We start from the raw sequence: 17,953 nt of genomic DNA, 5'->3' as shown, positions 1-17,953 counted from the left end.
AGTGATTATAAGATTAAAGGTTAAAGCTATCTATCTGATATTGGGCATTATTTCCCTTTTAGTTTTTCTGCAGCCAATACCAAAAACATAAAATTGGTAGTCTCAGCACCAATCACATACTCGGTCTGTTGCCACATAAACGGCCATACTTTCAGCTCCGGGAAATCAGGACGAATAATGCCCGTACCCGATACTACTCCGCCCGGAACAGACGACCAGTCACCCCTATTTGGGCCATATGCCGTAGTCACCGAACGGGCACCAACACCCGATACGAACGACGAAGTATTTTCGCCGAAATGGTTGCCCAACACAAAATCAAGTGAATTAAAAATCAGATCAGAAGAAAAAATATTCGGAAAGTTCTTATGCAGAAAATATTGTTGAACACCAGCCTGTTCAATCGACCACCCATCTCCCCAAATGGCAATGTGATAAGGAACGCCAAACGGATTCTGTTTATTCTGACTTTGTACCTGATCGTTCAAACGTTGATAAGCCGGTAACAAAGCACTCTTAAATTCCTCATTCTTCAAGCTGTTCCACACTCTGGAAATATAAGTTGCGGAAGAGAACAGGTTTTTCGAGAGCGTTTCTTTAGCAGCATAAATATCATTCAAATATTTGGAATCGTTAGTCGTAAGATACAATTCGCAGGCAGCATTTACCTTGTTGAACGCGATGCCCCAACCACGACTATCAGAGGCGGTATTATTTTTAGCATACAGTTCAAGAGCGGCTTTTAGACATTTGCCTGACAATGTATCGTTATAACCCCTTAAAACACGAGCAGCAGCAGCCAGTCCCGGAATAGTGGACAATTCCCTGCCCGGATTTTCTTCGGTAAATACCCAACGATCGTCGCTCGAGCCCGATTCTGTCCCTGTTTTCTCGGTTTTAGAAAGTTTCGGGTTGTATTTCAAACCGTCTGTCATCGTTGAACCGTCACCCAACAAAACATATTGCCTCAATTCGTGATCAATTATGCCGCGATAAAGCCGTCCGAGGTTTTCATAACCTCCCAGAATCGTTAAAACGCCATGTTCGATTTGTTGCAGAACGTCCGGTTTCCCATCGGGACGGTGAATCTCGACCACTTTGTTTGTCTCGTCAATGGTAGTCTGATCCCATTTCAGTCCAAATTCTTCGTACAACAAAGCGAGGCTATGTACGGCACCAGCCTGTGATTCCACACGTAGATCATAGTCTCCGGCATCGTGCCATCCGCCGATGTTCAAACCCGGCACCTGTTCGTAAGGTTTGAAACGGGTCAGCGTAGAGTGACCCTGCATGTAACCGTCGTAGTGATTGGTATCGGTAGGAGCCATCAAGGCATCGTCCATATGGCAAAGCCCATGCCATACCCGGTAACCTTCGTTCACCCGCATGTGACACATCTGTACCGGATAGAAATACTCCAGAGTAGGTTGCCACACGCCGCGTTGATACACATCATTATCAATTTTAAAAGGCTCGGTAGTATAATTATCGTACTGTAATTGATACATTCCCGGTTTCTTAACATCCGAGAAGTCGAACTGATAATAGTTGAACCGGAGATATTTACCCCATTTTACCGGCAAAGCCGACTTTGCAACTTCTGGCTTTCCATCTTCGGCAAGACGAATCAAAGAAACTTTCTTGATCTGGGTTTCCGAAGCATCAAGTTCGACATTGGAGACCTTCCGTTGGTCTGGCAAATAACCGATTTGGCTGATATGAACCACCGGTTTTTGTTTGAAATTGGGAACAACATTCGGCTCGACCACCCATTCTACTGCATTTTTAACGGCACCTTCAGGCACTTCCGACCGCACCACGTACCATCCGTTATTGTGGTAAAACCTACCATCGAGTAGTTGAATATCCGATTTGAGACTTGTGATTACCATCGTTTGATCAGGAGCATCCGGAGCTATAGTCAGTTTTTTGCCGGAGGCCATAGGCGATGCCTGCCAAGCTCCGTCATTATCCTGGCGCATAGGGCTGACCGGTTGTCTGGCAAAAATACCCGATTTGCCATCCACATACCAAGCCTTACCAAACAGATTACCCGGAAACAGTTCTAGGTTAAAGCCTACTTTACCAATCCACTCCTTTGGCAGAGGTTTCTCCAAATCGACAATGATACGAAATTTCTTACCTTCGCCAATAACTCTTACATTGTAACTAAAATTCAAATCGGGATATATCACAGGATTAAAGCCTTTGCGATTACGGCTTTCGTCCGGGTAGGTACATTTGATGCTAATTTCGTTTTTGTCAGGAAATACTTCTCTCTTGCCACTTGCGGGAATCGGTTGCCACTGCCCCGGAGTGGGCTCAAGCCGCAGGTCTCCGTTGGTGGCTACGCGGGTTCCATTCTGGATAATTCCGATAGCTCCCTGATGCCCTTCTGGATAAATATCGTAAAACACCATTACATTAAGTCCCGGCATCTCAAAATATTGATCGCTATTAATCTTGAGGCTTTGGGAGTAGCCTGCCGAGCTGATAAAAACGCTCAAAAAAAACAATAAGATGGCTTTTTTCATGGTTGTGTTGTATTAGATCTTGTAAAAAAACGGCATAAATGGTTCTTTTTTAGAAAAGAAACCGGACGAAGGTAGTATTTAATTAGCTTATTTCCAACGAAAAAACCTTGTCTCCATTGGATTTATGTCAAAAAACAGATTTACGTTCCGCCACAATCGTCCAACAGCGTTGATCCTGCAAATGATTCTTCGCAAACCAATTAGACGAACTCAGAATTAAGCTTAGACAATCGCAACTCTTTTAATAGAAACACTTTTGATGCCTCAACTTATACTTAATAAATGCAAGTCAGACCCTTTCTGCTATTAAATTGTGCTAAAACATTACAAAACAAAGACTAATATAACAAACCAACCGTTATTTTTACATTCGTAAATGTAAAATCACCATCAAACTTACATGGATATGAAAAAGATCGCATTATTTTCATTCTTTATTGCCGTCACAGTCGCGCTCAGTAGCTGTGCAAGTACCTACAAACTGGAACACAGCGCAGTACTAAACAAAACCGAGATTGCAACGTATCGTACATTCTACATTGCACCGTTTTCAGAAGCAATGCGAATGCCGCAGAAGGGGAAAGCCGTACTTTCGGAAGAGGAGTATAATAATCTGGCGAATGGCATCCGAAGTGAGATGACAGCTCGTGGTTATGCCGAAGATCCAGCCTCGGATCTAAAAATCAGCTTCAGTCTGTTTGTCGAACGTAATGCCGACATTACTACCAACCTCTACCCCGATTATTATTATGGACGCTTTGGGATGTATCATCCATACGTATTCCGTCGTCCTTATACAGGATACACTTCGACACGCATTTACAAAGAAGGCATTTGGGTGATTAACATCGTTGCGGTTCAAAACAAGATGTTACTTTACTCGGCAGCCGTCAGTGCTGAAATGAGCCCGAAAACATTGACGCTAAAAAGTCCTGAAGAGATCACAAAGGCAAGTGCGGTATTGTTTAAGAAGTTTCCGGTAAAACCGGCGAAGAAATAATCTTTCACTAAAAAGAAAGCACACGGAAAACACGGATTGTACGGATTACCGACAATCGGTATTTTCCGTTTTTTCTGTGTCTTCCGTGTGCTAAAAAACGTCTAAAATAAGCCGAGATTAAAGCCTATTCGAAACCATTCTTTCTGTTAATCGAAATAATTGCCTATCTCAGCAAACAAAACTGCAAAATATAAACACACGGAAAACACAGAGTGAACGGATTACCAATCATTCGGTGGTTTCCGTTTCTTCTGTGTCTTCCGTGTGCTCAGATTATCATCAAATTGAAGCGGCTTCCCAGGCTTCAATCTTATCCTTTTTGCTCAACAGATAGTCGATATCGTCCAGACCGTTCAGCAAACATTCTTTTTTGTAAGAATTAATATCAAATGATTCTACTGCACCATTCGCATTGTTGGTGATAGTTTGTGCAGCGAGATCAACAGTAACCGTTGTTTTAGCATCCGCATTAATGGAGGCAAAAAGATCGGTAAGGAATTTCTCCGATACTACTACCGGAAGAACACCGTTATTGAGTGCATTCCCTTTGAAAATATCGGCAAAAAAGCTCGATACAACCACTTTGAAACCGTACCCGGCAATAGCCCACGCAGCATGTTCTCGACTGGAACCGCTGCCGAAGTTTTTACCGCCAACCAACACCTGACCGGCATAAGTCGGGTTGTTCAACACAAAAGAACTGATAGGCTGACCGGCTTTATCGTAACGCCAGTCGGCAAAAAGATTATCGCCAAAACCTTCACGGGTAGTCGCTTTCAGGAAGCGTGCCGGGATGATCTGGTCGGTATCCACATTCTCAATAGGAAGTGGAACACAAGAAGATGTGATGGTTTGAAATTTTTCCATTTTTTATTTTTTTCGCACACGGAAAACACAGAATATACGGATCCGCATTTCCAGAATGCTCGTTTTAACTTACTATTTTTCTATCGTTGGTATAAATCAGTCGTTTCATCTCTGCTTTCTTACCAAAATTCAAAAGCAAACCCACTTCCAATTCACACGCTTTTAAATAATTTATCAACTGATATTCATGCTCCTTACACATACTTTCGACGGCCTTCAGCTCTAAAATAACTTTACCGTCAACCACAATATCTGCATAAAAGACACCTACAACCTTGCCATTGTAATAAACATTGATTGGTTTCTCAGTTTCGCATTTCAAGCCGGCTTCTGTCAATTCGAGATAAAGTGCGTTTTTATAAACTTTCTCCAGAAATCCAAAACCAAGCTTACGATGCACTTGATAAAACCAGTATATTATTTCTTCTGTCAGTGATTCATGCAGCATATCGGTATCTGTGTAATTCTATACAATCCGTGTAATCTGTGTGCTCACTTAATTATCAGTTGCTCACCTTCAAATTCGATGATACGCTTGCGCCAATCGTCAGGAATAACACAACTGGTTTGTGCCTTGATGTCGAAGCAGACCACAACTGCAGTGCACGTTGAAAGAAGATCGCCGTTATCGCTATTAATCAGTAAGTGCTCCATTGTAAAGCTCTTATTTCCTAAAACAGAGATACGGGTTTCGACATAGATATTATATCGCATAAAGATCGGTTTCAGATAATCAATCTTTATCGATGCTCCGACTACAGCCAAACCGCTAAAATCGATTTCGGGTATCACCAGATCGAAATAATCCATTTTACCGGCATCGTAGTAGTTAAGATACACGGTATTGGAGACATGTCCGATGATATCCACATCATTGAAACGCACCTGAATAGGCACTTTCGATTTGAATGCTGCACTCATAAAAAATTATAGAACGCGTATGACACAGATTTAATTTCTCGGATCGGTAATTTTTCCGGTTACAGCGGCGGCGGCAGCTACCAGCGGACCGGCCAGAATAGTGCGTGCACCCGGACCCTGACGTCCTTCAAAGTTACGGTTGGAGGTCGATACAGCATATTTTCCGGCAGGAACTTTATCTTCGTTCATGGCAAGGCAAGCCGAACATCCCGGTTGACGCAGTTCAAAACCTGCTTCAGTAAGGATTTTATCCAAACCTTCGGCGCGGATCTGCTTTTCAACCATCCAAGAACCCGGCACCAGCCATGCAATCACATTGTCGGCTTTCTTTTTGCCTTTTACGTAAGCGGCAAAAGCACGAAAATCTTCGATACGACCATTGGTACAGCTACCAAGGAATACATAGTCGATTTGTTTGCCTTCCAGTTTTTCACCTGGCTTGAAGCCCATATAGTTCAACGATTTTTCGAACGAAATACGGCCGGCCTCATCAATCTGATCGATAGTAGGAATTGCACCTCCGATAGCCATACCCATACCAGGGTTAGTACCATAAGTAATCCACGGTTCGATGGATGCTGCGTCGAACGAAATTTCACGATCGAACTTGGCATCATCATCCGATTTCAGGGCTTTCCAGTAAGCTAGCGCTTTGTCCCAGGCTTCGCCTTTCGGTGCAAATTCGCGACCTTGTACGTAAGCAAAAGTGGTTTCATCGGGGGCAATCATACCGCCACGGGCTCCCATTTCGATACTCAGGTTACAAACTGTCATACGCTCTTCCATTGACAGGTTACGGATAGCTTCGCCGGCATATTCCACAAAATAGCCTGTTGCGCCACCGGTTGTCAGTTGTGAGATAGTATAAAGGGCAATATCTTTAGCGGTCACACCCGGTTTCAGCTTACCGTTATAGTTGATCCGCATTGTTTTGGGGCGCGGTTGCAGAATACATTGCGAAGCAAGCACCATTTCCACTTCACTGGTACCGATACCAAAAGCAATAGCGCCAAAAGCACCATGAGTAGAGGTGTGGCTATCGCCGCAAACAATGGTCATACCCGGCTGTGTCAAACCGTTTTCCGGTCCGATGACGTGGATAATACCATTCTTTTCGTGTCCCAGTCCGTAGAGTGTAAGACCGAAATCGGCAGCATTCTTTGAGAGTGTATCTACCTGATTTTTAGAAATCGGATCCTGAATCGGTTTGTCCTGATTCAACGTCGGGATATTGTGGTCGGGAGACAAAGTTGTTTTCTCCGGACGAAATACTTTCAGACCGCGTTTACGAAGGCCGTCGAATGCCTGAGGGCTGGTTACTTCGTGGCAAAAATGCCGGTCGATATAAATCTGCGTAGGACCATCGGTAACTGCCGTCACCACATGCGCGTCCCAAATCTTGTCAAATAAAGTCTTAGACATGAAACTAAATATGAATTGTTAATTGTTAATGATTAGTTTAATCTGGATTTAGTTGTCTTGATGCTGCTTGTTAACAGTTTTATAAGCTCAATGGAGTCTTTATTGATACTTTCAAACTGTTGCTCGGTCAAATAAGCCGTTGCTTTTAATAGCTCCAACCAATAAATCGTTTCATTAATCTCTTTTTGTGCAATCGCCAATTTATGCACAAAATCCGTTTTACTCTCGGCATGTTCGGCTTCCCGTACCATTGCCCCAACCGATGTTCCGCTACGGAGCAGCTGTTTACTCATCAAAAACTCCTTCTTCTCTTCATTCAGATATTTGAACAAGTTCACAATCCGAACCGCAAACTCAAAACTCTTCTGCTTTAAAACTCCCTCTTTCATAGTTCATTAACCGCTAATCATTAGCCATTAATCACTATTTACAGGTCTTTTATCAGCACATTGGCCTTGGAGAACTGGGTGTCGTACTCGTCGAGAATCTCTTCGAGCTGATTGGTTATTTCCACGTCACGTAAAGAGCCGTGCTCATCTATTTTTTTCTCTATGGTTTCCATCAACATTCCGAGGGTCATCTGCAGAATGGCAAACGCCGGCTGATAGCCCGTTTTATCGGTATCCGGTATTATCACCTCGCGAATGATTCCTGATTCTGTCAGTTTCGTCAACATCGTTTGCACCACATGCTCTGGCAACTTAATCGCTTTTGCAAGCGTCAGCACCACCGGAGGATCTTCCCGTCGTTCAAAGCATTTTACAATATAGTGAACCAGAAAAAGATAAGCAATCTTCTGTTTCCGTATCGACAAAGAAACTACGCTTCGTTCAATTTCAATACGTTTGATATTTTCGATGGTATAAGCGATATTGGCTCCCAGAAGAAAGATATTCCAGGTGTAATACAGAAAAATCAACAACAGAGGCAAAGCAGCAAAACTGCCGTAAATAGCGTTGTAGCGAGCCACACCTACCTGAAAGTTGATGTAAACAAACTGCCAGAGTTGAAAAGCTGTTCCGGCAATGATACTGGCAATAATAACCGGCTTTACCTTAACCCTGACATTCGGCATAATGGTGTACATGCAAGCAAACAAAAACCAGCTCATCAGGTAAGGAACAAACGAAAAGAACGCTTTGAACAACCAGTTGATTTCGGCCTGATCGGTCACGGATTTCAATGTATGCGACAAATAGATCATCGCACTCGACGAAGCAATCAGAAATACCGGAGTCAGGATCATCATGGCCAGATAATCGGTAAATTTCCGAACCCAGGTTCGCTGTTTCTCCACATGCCGGATATCGTTCAATGCTTTTTCTATATATCCAAACATTTGAATTACAGAATAAAACAAAAACAACAATCCAACTCCTGCCACCACTTCGCCTTTCGTGTGAGACAACAATGATTTGGTAAAATCAAGGATCGTCGGAAGGGCATCGCCCGCCCAGTCGAGATGCTCCTGCATCCATTGCGTCAACAGGGCATCCATTCCGAAGCCTTTAGCCACGCCAAACAACAACGCGAAAACCGGCACTATAGAAAGCAATGTAAAATAAGTCAATGCCGAAGCCCGATACACCAACCGGCCCTTCACCCACTCGTCGTAGGTCACCGACCCTATTTTCATCACTGTGTAGCCAAAAGCCTTGTATTTGGGCAACAATTTTGTATCCGCGTGCCAGAGGTCGTGGAAAATAAACTGATTGAATCGCCCCACCAAGGTTTGTTTTGGCTTTGTTGTCATACTACCTGTTTTAATGGAACAGAGCCCGAAAACCGGAGTATTTCATCCGGCTTATCTGTTTTATTGAATGAATTTATTGATTGCGTCAATGTATGCTTCAACCGAAGCGGCAACGATATCGGTATTGCCCGAAAATCCATAGTACATATTGCCTTCATATTCAACCTGCATGTGTACTTTTCCAACATCGTCGCTCCCTTTTGTTATTGCCTGAATAAGAAAATCATGCAAGGTCATCTTGCGGTTAATAATTTTCTTCAACGCATTGATACCGGCATCCACAGGTCCGTTACCCGTTGCAGCCGCTTCAAAATGTTCACCGGCAATATTAAGTCCGATACTGGCCACCGAACGGATGCCAACCCCCGAAGTTACCTGTAAATATTCCAGTTTGATACGTTGTTTTTCCAAACGCTCTTTACCGGCAAGCATCAGAATGTCATTATCGTTGATATCTTTCTTACGGTCTGCTAATTTAAGAAACTCCTGATAGATTTCATCCAGACGTTGATTATCTTTAACATCCACGCCCAGTACGCTCAAACGGTGTTTCAATGCGGCGCGTCCGCTTCTGGCTGTCAATACGATAGAATTTTCATCCAGTCCAACATCTTTCGGATCGATAATTTCGTAGCTTTCGCGGTTCTTCAACACGCCATCCTGGTGAATACCCGACGAGTGAGCAAATGCATTCCGTCCCACGATGGCTTTATTAGGCTGAACCGGCATATTCATCAGACTCGAGATCATGCGGCTCATCGGCGTAATTTTCTGCGTATTGATATTGGTATCTATCAGCAACTCTTTGTGACTCTTCAGAATCATGGCAATTTCTTCCAGCGAAGTATTACCGGCACGTTCGCCGATACCGTTGATGGTAACTTCCACCTGACGGGCACCATTCATCACACCAGCCAACGTATTGGCCGTTGCCATGCCCAGGTCATTATGACAGTGAGTAGATATAATCGCGTTTTGAATACCGTTTACATGTTCGAACAGATATTTGATTTTAGCCGCATAATCTACCGGCAAGCAATAACCTGTTGTATCGGGAATGTTGACCACGGTAGCACCGGCTTTGATCACCGCTTCCACCACGCGCGCCAGGTATTCGTTGTCAGTACGACCGGCATCTTCGGCATAAAACTCCACATCTTCCACATAACGTTTTGCATATTTCACGGCAGCTACGGCACGTTGCAGAATCTCTTCCTGATTGGAGTTGAATTTATAGCGGATATGGTAATCAGAAGTTCCGATACCTGTATGAATACGTTTGTTTTTAGCATATTTCAACGCCTCTGCGGCCACTTCAATATCTTTCTCCACGCCACGGGTCAGCGCGCAAATGGTCGGCCAGGTAACAGCTTTCGAAATCTCGACCACGGAGTTGAAATCGCCCGGACTGGAGATGGGAAATCCGGCTTCGATCACATCGACTCCCAAACCCTCAAGCGCCTTTGCCACCTGAATCTTTTCCACGGTGTTCAACTGGCAGCCCGGTACCTGTTCGCCGTCGCGAAGCGTTGTATCAAAAATAAATAATTTGTCCATAAAATGAAGTGTTAGTTGATTGTCATATTATTAAAAAAGCCTCCTCACACCAAAGTGAGAAAGGCTTTTTCGTTTTCTGAGATAATGTTTTTATAATCACATGCCGACTCACTTCTGCTTTTTGTAGCACAAGAGTAGTAGGCTTAGTAGTATCGAATTGACAGTTGTCATTTGTTTGATTTTACGGGTGCAAAGATAAGCCCTTTATTTGGAATATGCAAATGATTTGTAACTTTTTCTGCACAAAAAAATAAAATCCGAAATTTTATACCAACAAAAAATATCAAATCACACACCACCTTTTACAATTGTCTAGTTTATTCTGAACGAATTAATGGCTGATACCGAAGTATTACCCATTTTATCTGTGGCGATTACTTTCCAATAATACGTTTTCGCACTTGTCAGCGTTTGTGTGGCTGTGGTTGCCGTTTGAGACGCAATTACCTGAGTTGATGCATTTGTATTATCCAAATAAAGAGCATAACCGGCAATATCATTGTCAGGATCACTACCTGTCCACGAAAACGTGACAGAGACCGATGCCGCTCCGTTTGAATTAATAACGGCTCCCGATACCGGAGATGTAAGATCGGCTGCAAATGGAGCATAACTGCTTGATGCGGCACCCGACAAGTAAAATTTCCAACTATCACTGGTTGTTTTACCCGTTGAATTTATTGCAGACACACTCCATGCATACGGGGTATTGAGCGCCAAACTAATAGTATCACCCGTTTTTGTAGTTGTATATGCAGCCGAAATTTGCGTTTTCAAATTCTTAATCACCAATTGATAACTCTCTGCATTACTCGCCGTTCCCCACGAAAAAATTACAGAAGCGGTGGTGGTAGTTGCCGAAGTACCCTGTAAGCAGGCGGTATTATTAGCCGGCAAAGATAGCGTCGTAAGACCCGGAGCCGGCACCGGCACCGGAGTGGGCTCATCGCTTCCTCCACCACAACTCAACAAAATAAAGCCAAGTATTAAACTGCCAATGCTGGATATTCTTATATTATGTATCATGCGTTTTGTGTTATCATTAATAATTTCGTACTCATCATGAATCTATTGTTTAACCACCCTCAGGCTTCTGTGAATAACAGAGCCGTTAACTTTAACGATATATGTTCCATTTGCGAAGTCCGAAATATCCATATCGACCAATTTGCTTTGAGGAATCTGGTAATGGTATTGACGCAATAGTTGTCCATTCAACGAAAACAAATCTACCGTCACATTCTTATCTTCTCCCGGAATTCCTATGGTAATTTTACCCTTTGTAGGATTGGGGAATAGCGAAAGCTGTCCGTTCACATCATTATATATCGTTTCGTCATACACTCCCTGGCACAACTTATCCGTATAAATTTTTATCCTGTTTTCGCCCGGCTGCAAAGAGATATTTACATTGCCATCGTTATTCTCAGTGGTTTGATCATTTACCACAACGAAATAATTACTTCCTCCGCTTACAGAATATTGCGCACTATTCGGGGCTGCGCTTACTTTCAATACACTCAAATCTTCGGGTTGAGAGACAACAACCTTGAATGTTTGCTCATAATTATCCAGATAATCAATTTTGAAAGTCAGGGTGTAAGTATCCGCAGGGAGATTGGACAAACTAAATGTTTTATCTGTAAATATGATTGATTTATCATACGATGTATTAGCGGCTCCAACAACATGAACCTGATATTCATACAATTTATCCAGCGTAACCTGTATTTTGCCATCTTTTGTATCGCGACAGCTACAGTTGGTCGCCTGTACCTTATAATTTTGAACCGTAACCACCCCGGACGCATTGACAAAGGCAAACACTGGAGGCGATACCACGCTATCCGCAAGACTCTTCAACATGATAGTATGAGTACCTATGGCCAAATTATTAAACACATTAGCTGATTGATAGCCCTTACCATCAATACTATACAAAAATCCGGCAGCAGGAGTTACTGTGGCTGTGCCATACAAAAAGGAGGGATAACTGGTTACCGAACGACCATCAGGCTGGGTTACTACTACTTTAACAGCTTCAAAATTAGCCACCAGTGTACGCGCAGAAGTAACGATAAACGTATATTTGGACTTTGTGGATACCACGCTCCCACTCTCCGACCAGCCCGTAAAGACATACCCCTGCCTTGGGGTGGCGGTAAGAGCACAGGTAGAACCGTAGGTATATGTTGCACCTCCTGACACTGTTCCATTAGATGTTGAACTTGATGTCGCAGAAATAGTATTATTCAGAGGAACAAAATTAGCAACCAAGGTTCTATCCCCGTCTACTTTAAATGTATAATTGGCATCTTTTGAAACCTCAGAGCCACCCTCCGTCCAGTTAGTAAAAACGTATGAAGAACTTGCTGTAGCGGTAAGTGAACACAATTGCCCAGCAACATAAGACCTTACACCGTTTACGACTCCACCGAAACTCGGATTTACAGATGAAGAAATGGTACAGATTTTACCAAAGGAGGGAACAAAAGTATGCGTTCCGCTTACAGTAAAACTATAATTTGGATTTGTAGATATTATCGTATCATTTTCCATCCAAGCCAGAAATCCGTAACCTACAGATGGAGTAGCTTTAAGACTACAAAATGAGCCTAATGCATAGGTTCCCCCGCCCGTTGCGACTCCACCGGCACTACCTGTTGCGACATACACTGCAAATAAGTTAGCATCTTCTACTATTTGAAACTTATTCCATGGATAAACATCCAGATAAAAAGATTTAGATCCCGTTGGGACATACAAAATACAATCGGAACCGGATACTCCATAAAAAACACTGACACCTAGTTCTATATCAGAAGGCAATGCATTTTTAACATGAATATCCTTCAATCCGGTACAATTAGTAAAGACTCCATTTTTTATGTTCTTTATTGAAAGAGGAAATGTAATTGATGTAATGTTGCTACAATCCATAAAAGCTTTATCCTCTATAGTAGTCACTGAAGAAGGTAACGTTACCGATGTTAATCTATCACATTGTATAAAGGCGCTATCCGCTATGATAGTAACTCCCGAAGGAATTGTGTAACTTTCAGATTTACCTTCCGGACATGAAATTAATATTGTTGCCTGCTTATTGAACAAAACACCATTATTACTATAATAATTTGGATTTGAAGCATCAACAACAATAGATGTCAAACCGTTAGTATCAATAAAAGCACCGTTTTCTATTGTAGTAATCGACGATGGAATGGTAACCGAAAGTAAATCGTTACTTCCACAAAAAGCCAAATTGCCAATAGATGCAACGCTAAATGTTGTACCACAATAAGATACCGAAGATGGTATCACAACATTCCCGGTATAAGAAACCTCACCATCATTTGCTACCTTGGCCGTATAAGGATATGAAGGTGATGTAACATAATAGCAAATTCCACCGGATGTGAAAAAGTTGCTTACCTCCATTGTTATAGTATTACTGGTTGCCGTTGGTATTGTGGCACATGGTAAACTGCTGGCCAAAGCACAGTAAATCTCATCATTATCCTTAATAGTTGTACTTGTATAGGTGCTATTTGTTGCTCCAGAAATAGCATCTCCATTGAGATACCACTGATAAGAAGGTGTTGTACCTCCATTTGTTGGAGTCGCAGTAAAAGTAACTGATCCTCCGGGGTAAATTTTGGATACCGAAGAGGCAATGCTCACCATAGGCGCAACATTGGGAGTGACCGTCATTGTTATGGCATTACTCGTTGCCGAATTAGATACTAAAAAAGACAATGTGCTAGAAACATCGCACGAGATAATATCTTTATTAGCTAGCGTCGTAGTAGTGTAGATACGGTTTGTTGCTCCCGGAATATTTTTTGTATTTAATTTCCATTGATAAGCCGGGCTATCACCTCCATCCGTTGATGATGCTGTAAAAGTAGCTGGGCTACCTGAACATATATTTGATTGGGATACACTGATGTCAATCCGCGGAGTTAACCGACCCTCAACAAGATTGACAAAGTCTTTCCATTGATCGGCAGCAGCATAGAGCATTTTCGAACCGGTTGGAACGTAAAGCGTGCAGCTGGTAGTGGAAACTCTCCAAAATACAGAACTACCTAATGTAATATTCGACGGAGAAATATTGCTGACATATAAAGAGGTTAAACCGGTACAGAAACCAAAAGCACAATCCTTGATTGAGGTAACAGATGAAAGTATGGTAATAGAGGTTAAGGCGTAGCAGGAATAAAAAGCAAAATTCCCAATCGAAGTCACCGATGGGGGAATAACGATTGATGTCAGTTTAGTACAGTTAACAAACAGATCATTCGAAATAGACTTAAGACCGGACGGCAGTGTAACCGAGGTCAAACCGGAACAATTGGCAAGGGCGAAACTTCCCATTGTAGTGATGGCATCGGGAAGTGTCAATCTGGATAAACCGATACATTTGTAGAACGCATATCTTCCAATGGAGGTTACCGAATCCGTTAGAGAAACAGACGTTAACCCGCTACAATTAATAAAAGCGCTGTCACCAATGGCTGTTACATTGTAGGTAGTTCCATGATAGCTGGTAGTAGCCGGCACTGCAATATCTCCACTGTAGTCATTTCCATTAAAATACGTCACAGAGGCAGTCGTGGCCGATGTAATTTTATAATACAATCCATTGGCATCCGAAAAATCATATGATGCTTTGGCAAAAGTAGCAGTCAGAATTGTATCCTGAAATAGGGTAAAGGTAAAATTCTTATCCGTAGAAAGTACCATTCCTTTGTTATTTTTCCAACCCCGAAATCCATATCCATCATTGGGAGTTGCTGTAACAGTCCGACTCGATCCATAGTCAAACGTACCCGCTCCGCTTACCGCTCCCTGAGTAGATGGAGAGGCGACTAAAGTAACGGAATATTTTTTCAGCGTAAAATTCGCAATAACGGCAGTATCGCGTGTCAAGGTAAACACAAAACTTGTCGCAGTAGACAAAACTGTACCGTTTTTGTCTGTCCAGTTGATAAAAGCATATCCCTTATTAGCCGTTGCGGAAACAGTGCATTGCGTACCCAAGGCATATGAATCACCACCCACAACGACTCCTCCAGAGGATGGGTTTGGCGTGGCAAATAGAGCCACCAGATCAACCCGTTGCGAAATAGCAAAATCTTTCCATTGATCGGCTGCTGCATAGAGCACTTTCGATCCGATTGGAACATACAGCGTGCAGCTGGTAGTGGAAACTCCCGAGAATACCCAAATACCTAACGTAATATTAGACGGAGAAACATTATTTACATACAAAGAATTTAAGGTGGTACAACCCAAAAAAGCATTACTTTCAATCGAGGTCACAGAAGATGGAATGGTAATAGAGCTTAAAGCATTGCAATTAGCAAAGGCACCATGCAGAATTGAAGTAACAGATCGGGGGATGCTAATGGAGGTCAATGCTGTGCCACTAAAAGCATCATTCCCTATCGAAGCAACAGATGAAGGAATATCATAGGCTACGCCCGGTTTTTTCAATGGATATTGAATCAACATTGTCTGTGCTTTATTGAACAACACTCCATCATTACTACTATAATTCAAATTATTACTATCGACTGAAATGGACGCTAAAGCTTTGTTATAATAAAAAGCCTGACGACCTATAAACGTCACCGATGATGGTATATTAATATTTGTTATTTTATCACAAAAGGCAAAAGCATCATCTCCAATTGAGGTTACAGAAGAGGGGATATTAATAGAAGTTAATCTAGAACAATACATAAAAGCACCATCTTCAATCGAAGTAACAGACGAAGGTATAACATAGCCTATTCCATCCTTGTATAATGGGTACTGAATCAACATTGTCTGGGTTTTATTAAACAGCACTCCATCATTGCTACTATAATTCGGATTATTACTATCGACTAAAATGGAGGTTAAGGCTGTGCAGGAAAAAAAAGCATTAGCCACAACTGAAGTAACAGACGAAGGAATGTTAATGGAGACTAAACCGTAGCAACCATAAAAAGCAGAAGAGTTTATTCGGTTCACCTCATACGTATCTCCACCATAGACAACAGAAGATGGAATCGTGAATGCTCCGGATGTGGATTTACTGATAGCCGCATTTGATCCATCGCCTATCGCTACTTTTTTGTTTGTTGGATCGGTAATGGTGTAGGTAACTCCATCTACGGTAAAAGTGGTAGCAGCCCATGCTTGCAGGCTACATAGAATTAAAACAAAGAAGAGTACTATTTTTCTCATTAGTGGTGTTTTTACATGTATAACTCAGAAATCATATAAAAAAACATTTTCTGCCACCGGCAACATTCAACATAAAATGTTTTTTATTTCTCTAATTTAATCTGTAAAAATAAAACATTTAACTGAATTTGACAAATACAATGTAATTTATTTTATATTAAATTCATCACAAAATAAAAACAACTAATCAACTAACATTTTACTCCATAAAAAAAGCTGCGATTTTGCAACCACAGCTTTTATCGTCTTATTTATTATTGAAGTTTTTCAATTTCACATTGGTAATCACCTTTTTGGTATGAAGGGTAAAATCACCCTGCAAAATCCATCCGTAATATCCGGGATCGCGCTTCAAAACATCGGCCACCTTCTGACCCTTGTATTTCCCGAAATTAAATATTTCTTCATCATTATCGTCCAGTACGATACGCCCTGCAAAATCGGCATTACGGTTAAACGACGAGAATTTAGAGAGATAGTTCACATCGTTTTCCAAGTCTTCGTAACGATCGAGCTGGGCTTTCAGCACTTCGTAAGTAGCGCGTGTGTCGGCCTCAGCGCTGTGGGCATTTTCCAAATCGCCGTCACAGTAAAATTTGAAAGCGGCTGAGAGTGTTCGGGGTTCCTTTTTGTAGAAGATAGTTTGCACATCGATGAACTTACGTTTCATCAAATCGATATCCACATCGGCACGGATAAACTCTTCTGCCAACAGTGGAATATCGAATCGGTTGGAGTTGTAACCCGCCAAATCGCATCCTTCGATGTCTTTTGCCAGATTCTTAGCTACTTCGGTAAACGTTGGACAATCGGCTACATCGGCATCCGAAATTCCATGAATCTCCGTTGACTGAGGTGGAATTGGCATCTCTGGGTTTAGTCTTAAAGTTTTACACTCTTCTTTCCCATTAGGAGAAACTTTCAGGTACGAGATTTCAACGATCCGATCGGAAGCTATATTCATCCCTGTTGTTTCAAGGTCGAAAATGACCAACGGATTCTTTAATTTTAACTGCATTATAATTAGGTTTTTATTATTGTCTTGCTTTTTTCATAACGGCTTTCAGCGATTTCCTCAAATCTCCCACAACCGATTTACTATCAGGATATTTTTTAACATACTCATCCATATCCGAAAATAGCTTTTCAGAAGGTTCTGTATACATCTTCAAAGAAAACATATCCGAAATCGCGTCTTTATCCTTGGGATGAGACGAGAGATATTGCTCTACACATTCCACCGCTTTCTTCATGCTTGCATCCCGATTCTCGACATCACGTTGCTTGTTGTACTTCAACGCGTCAAGAAAATGCCGGTACATCTCTTTCAAATAAGGCCGTGGAAATTGACGAGCATCAACACTTTCCACATATTGACGTCCCGGATCCAGTTGTGCCCTCAAAAGATATACCGTAACCCTGGGAACCACAATAAAATTCAGCAAATTTTTCTGATGAGATGCACTGTCAAGATAATGCCCGGCAGCAATCAATTGTGAAGAATCGTGTGTGGCATTAAAGTTATTCAGGCTACCAATTCCCCGTTGAAGATACATCTCGTAAACCGTATGTTTGGAATGCACCCGCTTCACCTGATCCTTTTTTGAACAGCCAGTGCACAATGCCAACACAATAGCTAAAGAAATAAATACACGATACATG

13 protein-coding genes are annotated in these 17,953 nt (G+C 42.0%); 1 reads left to right on the top strand and 12 read right to left on the bottom strand.

Annotated features, from left to right (window positions below; all coding sequences use genetic code 11):
• Positions 1-47: 47 nt before the first annotated feature.
• Positions 48-2,534 (bottom strand): glycoside hydrolase family 9 protein, encoded by a 2,487-nt coding sequence (locus F8N35_RS03295; protein WP_293049928.1) that lies wholly within the window; start codon positions 2,532-2,534, stop codon positions 48-50.
• 406 nt (positions 2,535-2,940) lie between these two features.
• Here F8N35_RS03295 and F8N35_RS03290 point away from each other — a divergent pair, with 406 nt between their 5' ends.
• Positions 2,941-3,534, top strand: a complete 594-nt coding sequence (locus tag F8N35_RS03290; protein WP_293049927.1) for a DUF4136 domain-containing protein — start codon at positions 2,941-2,943, stop codon at positions 3,532-3,534.
• Positions 3,535-3,813: 279 nt separating this feature from the next.
• Here the strand turns inward: F8N35_RS03290 and leuD are convergent, their stop codons facing one another.
• The 11 genes from leuD to F8N35_RS03235 form a co-directional block, all read right to left on the bottom strand.
• A complete protein-coding gene (leuD, locus tag F8N35_RS03285; protein ID WP_293049926.1) occupies positions 3,814-4,401 on the bottom strand; it encodes a 3-isopropylmalate dehydratase small subunit in 588 nt (195 codons plus the stop codon).
• Positions 4,402-4,465: 64 nt separating this feature from the next.
• Positions 4,466-4,849, bottom strand: a complete 384-nt coding sequence (locus tag F8N35_RS03280; RefSeq protein WP_293049925.1) for a GxxExxY protein — start codon at positions 4,847-4,849, stop codon at positions 4,466-4,468.
• A gap of 44 nt (positions 4,850-4,893) precedes the next feature.
• On the bottom strand, positions 4,894-5,322 hold the full coding sequence (locus tag F8N35_RS03275; RefSeq protein ID WP_293049924.1) for an acyl-CoA thioesterase: 429 nt from the start codon (positions 5,320-5,322) through the stop codon (positions 4,894-4,896).
• A gap of 30 nt (positions 5,323-5,352) precedes the next feature.
• Positions 5,353-6,744 carry a 3-isopropylmalate dehydratase large subunit gene (gene leuC, locus F8N35_RS03270; protein ID WP_293049923.1) on the bottom strand — a complete coding sequence of 464 codons (1,392 nt, stop codon included), beginning with the start codon at positions 6,742-6,744 and terminating at the stop codon, positions 5,353-5,355.
• A gap of 32 nt (positions 6,745-6,776) precedes the next feature.
• On the bottom strand, positions 6,777-7,133 hold the full coding sequence (locus F8N35_RS03265) for a four helix bundle protein (RefSeq protein ID WP_293049922.1): 357 nt from the start codon (positions 7,131-7,133) through the stop codon (positions 6,777-6,779).
• A 38-nt stretch (positions 7,134-7,171) separates the two neighbouring features.
• Positions 7,172-8,497 (bottom strand): YihY/virulence factor BrkB family protein, encoded by a 1,326-nt coding sequence (locus tag F8N35_RS03260; protein ID WP_293049921.1) that lies wholly within the window; start codon positions 8,495-8,497, stop codon positions 7,172-7,174.
• Between the two features lie 60 nt (positions 8,498-8,557).
• Positions 8,558-10,054, bottom strand: coding sequence for a 2-isopropylmalate synthase (locus F8N35_RS03255; RefSeq protein WP_293049920.1), 1,497 nt, complete (start codon positions 10,052-10,054; stop codon positions 8,558-8,560).
• 312 nt (positions 10,055-10,366) lie between these two features.
• Positions 10,367-11,080, bottom strand: a complete 714-nt coding sequence (locus F8N35_RS03250) for a hypothetical protein (protein WP_293049919.1) — start codon at positions 11,078-11,080, stop codon at positions 10,367-10,369.
• Between the two features lie 42 nt (positions 11,081-11,122).
• Positions 11,123-16,291 (bottom strand): leucine-rich repeat protein, encoded by a 5,169-nt coding sequence (locus F8N35_RS03245; protein WP_293049918.1) that lies wholly within the window; start codon positions 16,289-16,291, stop codon positions 11,123-11,125.
• Positions 16,292-16,538: 247 nt separating this feature from the next.
• Entirely contained in the window at positions 16,539-17,309 is a 771-nt protein-coding gene (locus F8N35_RS03240) for a 3'-5' exonuclease (protein ID WP_293049917.1), read from the bottom strand.
• A gap of 16 nt (positions 17,310-17,325) precedes the next feature.
• Complete coding sequence (locus F8N35_RS03235) at positions 17,326-17,952, bottom strand: hypothetical protein (protein ID WP_293049916.1); 627 nt, start codon at positions 17,950-17,952, stop codon at positions 17,326-17,328.
• Position 17,953 lies beyond the last annotated feature (1 nt).

Source organism: Paludibacter sp. (assembly GCF_009712605.1).
Classification (GTDB): Bacteria; Bacteroidota; Bacteroidia; order Bacteroidales; family Paludibacteraceae; genus Microbacter.
The sequence above is the reverse complement of the archived record's forward strand: the minus strand, read 5'-3'. Positions and strand labels throughout refer to the sequence as shown.

Excerpts from the sequence above, each read along its gene's own strand:
- F8N35_RS03295 (WP_293049928.1), bottom strand. The coding sequence starts at position 2,534 with ATGAAAAAAGCCATCTTATTGTTTTTTTTGAGCGTTTTTATCAGCTCG.
- F8N35_RS03290 (WP_293049927.1), top strand. The coding sequence starts at position 2,941 with ATGAAAAAGATCGCATTATTTTCATTCTTTATTGCCGTCACAGTCGCG.
- leuD (WP_293049926.1), bottom strand. The coding sequence starts at position 4,401 with ATGGAAAAATTTCAAACCATCACATCTTCTTGTGTTCCACTTCCTATT.
- F8N35_RS03280 (WP_293049925.1), bottom strand. The coding sequence starts at position 4,849 with ATGCTGCATGAATCACTGACAGAAGAAATAATATACTGGTTTTATCAA.
- F8N35_RS03275 (WP_293049924.1), bottom strand. The coding sequence starts at position 5,322 with ATGAGTGCAGCATTCAAATCGAAAGTGCCTATTCAGGTGCGTTTCAAT.
- leuC (WP_293049923.1), bottom strand. The coding sequence starts at position 6,744 with ATGTCTAAGACTTTATTTGACAAGATTTGGGACGCGCATGTGGTGACG.
- F8N35_RS03265 (WP_293049922.1), bottom strand. The coding sequence starts at position 7,133 with ATGAAAGAGGGAGTTTTAAAGCAGAAGAGTTTTGAGTTTGCGGTTCGG.
- F8N35_RS03260 (WP_293049921.1), bottom strand. The coding sequence starts at position 8,497 with ATGACAACAAAGCCAAAACAAACCTTGGTGGGGCGATTCAATCAGTTT.
- F8N35_RS03255 (WP_293049920.1), bottom strand. The coding sequence starts at position 10,054 with ATGGACAAATTATTTATTTTTGATACAACGCTTCGCGACGGCGAACAG.
- F8N35_RS03250 (WP_293049919.1), bottom strand. The coding sequence starts at position 11,080 with ATGATACATAATATAAGAATATCCAGCATTGGCAGTTTAATACTTGGC.
- F8N35_RS03245 (WP_293049918.1), bottom strand. The coding sequence starts at position 16,291 with ATGAGAAAAATAGTACTCTTCTTTGTTTTAATTCTATGTAGCCTGCAA.
- F8N35_RS03240 (WP_293049917.1), bottom strand. The coding sequence starts at position 17,309 with ATGCAGTTAAAATTAAAGAATCCGTTGGTCATTTTCGACCTTGAAACA.
- F8N35_RS03235 (WP_293049916.1), bottom strand. The coding sequence starts at position 17,952 with ATGTATCGTGTATTTATTTCTTTAGCTATTGTGTTGGCATTGTGCACT.